This is a genomic window from Streptomyces tateyamensis (assembly GCF_003205575.1).
GTDB classification, from domain to species: Bacteria; Actinomycetota; Actinomycetes; order Streptomycetales; family Streptomycetaceae; genus Kitasatospora; species Kitasatospora tateyamensis.
In genome coordinates this window covers 48061-51319 of sequence record NZ_PYBW01000029.1, presented here as the reverse complement: position 1 = coordinate 51319, position 3259 = coordinate 48061, and the positions used below count along the sequence as shown (strand labels likewise).

Sequence of the window (3259 nt, the reverse complement as noted above, 5' to 3'; positions counted from 1 at the left end):
CACGAATGGGCAACAGGGTCTCCCCCGGCCTCAAACGCCCGATCAACGTTCCCCACCACTTCCCCGGTTGCACCCACCACCGGTCCGACCCCGACCCCGACCGCGGTCGTGGCCGCCCCGTCCTCACCGCCTGCTGCCGCGCCGACCTCGTCAGCGATCGGCGGCGTCAACGGCGGCGACGACCCGGCACAGGTCAAGGGCTCCGAGGTGGATACCAGCTGGGTCGGCTCCGACGCCGCCTGCTCCGCCTGGCTGGACGACAACGGCTCCGGCGCGCTCGCCGGCGTACTCAATACCTCTCTGGGCCAGTCCTGCATCGCCGAACTCCACCGCAGCGACGGCATGGCCTACACCCTCCGCGCCTCCTGGGGCGCCGCGAAGACGAGCTCCGTTCCGGACACCGGATACACGATGTGGATCTGCGTCAGGAACGCGAACAACTCGTCCGACGAGCCGTGCTCCCCCCACTTCCGCATGAACGGCAGCACGCCGGTCAGGCAGTGAGCCTCGCGGTCCTGACCGCCATCGCCGCCGCGTAGCGCATCCCCTAGGACAGGGTGGCGGCGCGGATCTCCCCGGACCCGCGCCGCCGCCCGGCGTGCGCCTCGGGCCGTCCGGTACGGTGCCAACCAGCCACGCCCGCCCGCCGACACCCCTACGAGGCTTCAGGGCTGGACCGAAAGGATGCGTTCGATGAGTGCGCCCGACGGCTCCACCAACGAGCCCGCTGCCCGCTGGCGGCTCTGGCCGCTGTACGCAGCAGGCTTCACCACCGCCTTCGGCGCCCACGGCATCGCCGCCAACCTCGGCAACTTCACCTCTCACCGCGCCGAATCCCTGCTCGTCCTCGGCGGCCTCCTCGCCCTCTACGACGGCGCCGAGGTACTCCTCAAGCCCGTCTTCGGCACCCTCGCCGACCGCATCGGCGCCCGCCCGGTCCTGCTCGGCGGCCTGATCGGCTTCGCTGCGGCCTCAGCTGCCTTCGTCCTCGCCCACAACACCGGCCTGCTGTGGCTCGCCCGCCTGGGCCAGGGCGCCGCCGCCTCCGCCTTCTCCCCCGCCGCCTCCACCCTGGTCGCCCGCCTCAACCCGGCTGCCAAGCACGGCCGCGCCTTCGGCTCCTACGGCTTCTACAAGAGCCTCGGCTACACCGCGGGCCCCCTGCTCGGCGGCGCCCTCGTCTACGCCGGCGGCCTGCCCCTGCTGTTCGGCGTCATGACCGCCCTCGCCGCGCTGGTCGCCTGCTGGGCCGCGCTCGCCGTGCCCGCAGTCCTCCCGCTGCCCCGCGCCCGACAGACCGTCCTCGACCTCGCTCGCCGTCTGAGCCAGGGCAGCTTCCTGCGGCCAACCACCGCCCTGGCCTGCGCCACCGCCGCGCTCTCGGTCGGCGTCGGCTTCCTGCCCGTCTCCGGAGCGGCAGCCGGCCTGGGACCAGTCGCCACCGGCGCCGCAGTCTCGGTCCTGGCCGCCTGTGCCGCCGTCGTCCAACCTCGCACGGGACGAGCCCTGGACAACGGACGCCTGACCAGCCGGACCGGCTTGGCAGCCGGACTGCTGATCACCGCAGCCGGACTGGCCTGCGCCATGCTCCCCGGCCTGACCGGCGTTCTGGCGGCCGCCGCGCTGATCGGCACCGGGACCGGCGTGATCACCCCGATCGGCTTCGCCGCGCTGGCCTCGACCACCCCGACCGAGCACCTCGGCCAGACCATGGGAGCCGCCGAGCTCGGCCGCGAACTCGGCGACGCCGGCGGCCCCCTTCTCGTCGGCGCCATCGCCACAGCCGCCACCCTGACCAGCGGCTATGCAGCACTCGCCGTCCTCCTCGCCGCCACATCCGCCGTCCTGGCCCGGCCCGGCCAGGTGGCCGCGGTGAAGACCGACCGCAGCTCTGTCGACAACTGACAGCGACACCGACCGTCTCCGTACAGCAGGATCCGCGGATCCGCGGATCCGCAGCCTGCGACCGACCACACAGTCGCGCACGTGGCTGACCCGCCCTGTGCCGTCGCCCGTGCGGTGGTATCCCGTTTCCGCCTTGTCACCCTGTGAGTCGCCCACCCCGCCCGTCCACGCGACGGTCCGGGATCACGGGCCCAGCTCCACGCCCCGTACACGTCGGGATCGAGCAGACCCACTACTCCTACCGCTGACGACAAGCCACCGGTACGACAGGAACCACCAGCGCGCCCCGATGACGGTGAGCCCGGGCCCGCGCCGGTCGTACACTCCTCGCCCCGCACTGCTCGCCACCGGCGCCGCAGCCTTCGTCCCAGGCCGCCTGCGCCAGGTACGTCCAGCATCGTTGTGTCCCGCAGCGGGCGCGACGGGCCGGGCGGTGGCCCTGCCCCCGACCTACGACCTCGGTCGGGTGGCCGTGGCCAGCCAGGCGGCGCCGCCGAGACGCACCCCGCCTGACTGCTCGAACGGGCGAAGCGCCTCGGCCATCGCAAAGCGCACGCGGTCTGCGGTCGCCGCATCGCTCCGGCTCAGCAGGGACCGGATCGGGCCGGACCCGAGGAGGAAGTTCGCGGCGTCGTCCGCATCGCGGCCGAAGGTCATCGGTGCCTCGACGAGGGTGGTCTCCACCTGGGTGAAGCCGGCGTCGGTGAGGATCTGACGGAAAGTCATCGGGTCGGCGAGCGAGAACATCCCCGGCTCGCCGATCGCGAAGTCCGGCACCGGGCCGAAGGGGCGCAGGGCAGCGAAGACCCGGACCCAGTCGACACGGTCCGGGTCGGCGAGGCTCAGCAGGGCGAGGCGGCCGCCCGGCCGCAGGGCGCGAGCGATGTTCGCGAACGCGGCCACCGGGTCGGCGAAGAACATGATGCCGAAGCGGCTGATGGCGACATCGAAGCCGTCCGCGGGCAACGGGTGGACCTGGGCGTCGCCCCGTTCGAATCGCGCGTTGGCGAGGTGCTCCCGTGCCGCCAGCTCGCGGGCGCGCTCCAGCTCGGGCGCTGACAGGTCCAGGCCCAGTACATCGCCGGTCCGGCTGTGCCGGGCGGCCAGGCGCGTGGTCTGGCCCGCGCCGCATCCGATGTCGAGCACCCGCTCGCCGGGGGCGATGGCCGCGGCGCTGAGCAGCGGCTCGTTGAACTCGCCGTTGACCGCGTTCCATCGGTCGTGGTGGTCGGCCCAGTGCCGGCCCTCGTCCCCGTTCCAGGCCTGGTCCTGCTGGTCGTTGACTATCGCGCGCATGGAGATCGCCTCCTGGCGGTTCGGTCGGCCCACCTTCTAGTATGGGCGCTTGCCCATA

General features: G+C 73.0%; 3 protein-coding genes. 2 read left to right on the top strand and 1 reads right to left on the bottom strand.

Translation table 11 applies throughout. The features are described from left to right. The first annotated feature begins 108 nt into the window (after positions 1-108). A complete protein-coding gene (locus C7C46_RS09400) occupies positions 109-504 on the top strand; it encodes a hypothetical protein (RefSeq protein WP_181442271.1) in 396 nt (131 codons plus the stop codon). A 189-nt stretch (positions 505-693) separates the two neighbouring features. Continuing rightward, entirely contained in the window at positions 694-1905 is a 1212-nt protein-coding gene (locus tag C7C46_RS09395; RefSeq protein WP_110667715.1) for an MFS transporter, read from the top strand. A 450-nt stretch (positions 1906-2355) separates the two neighbouring features. Here the strand turns inward: C7C46_RS09395 and C7C46_RS09390 are convergent, their stop codons facing one another. Then, positions 2356-3201 (bottom strand): class I SAM-dependent methyltransferase, encoded by an 846-nt coding sequence (locus C7C46_RS09390; protein WP_110667712.1) that lies wholly within the window; start codon positions 3199-3201, stop codon positions 2356-2358. Positions 3202-3259: the final 58 nt, after the last annotated feature.

Bases quoted from the DNA above. Each gene is read 5' to 3' on its own strand.
- C7C46_RS09395 (WP_110667715.1), top strand. From the start codon at position 694: ATGAGTGCGCCCGACGGCTCCACCAACGAGCCCGCTGCCCGCTGGCGG.
- C7C46_RS09390 (WP_110667712.1), bottom strand. From the start codon at position 3,201: ATGCGCGCGATAGTCAACGACCAGCAGGACCAGGCCTGGAACGGGGAC.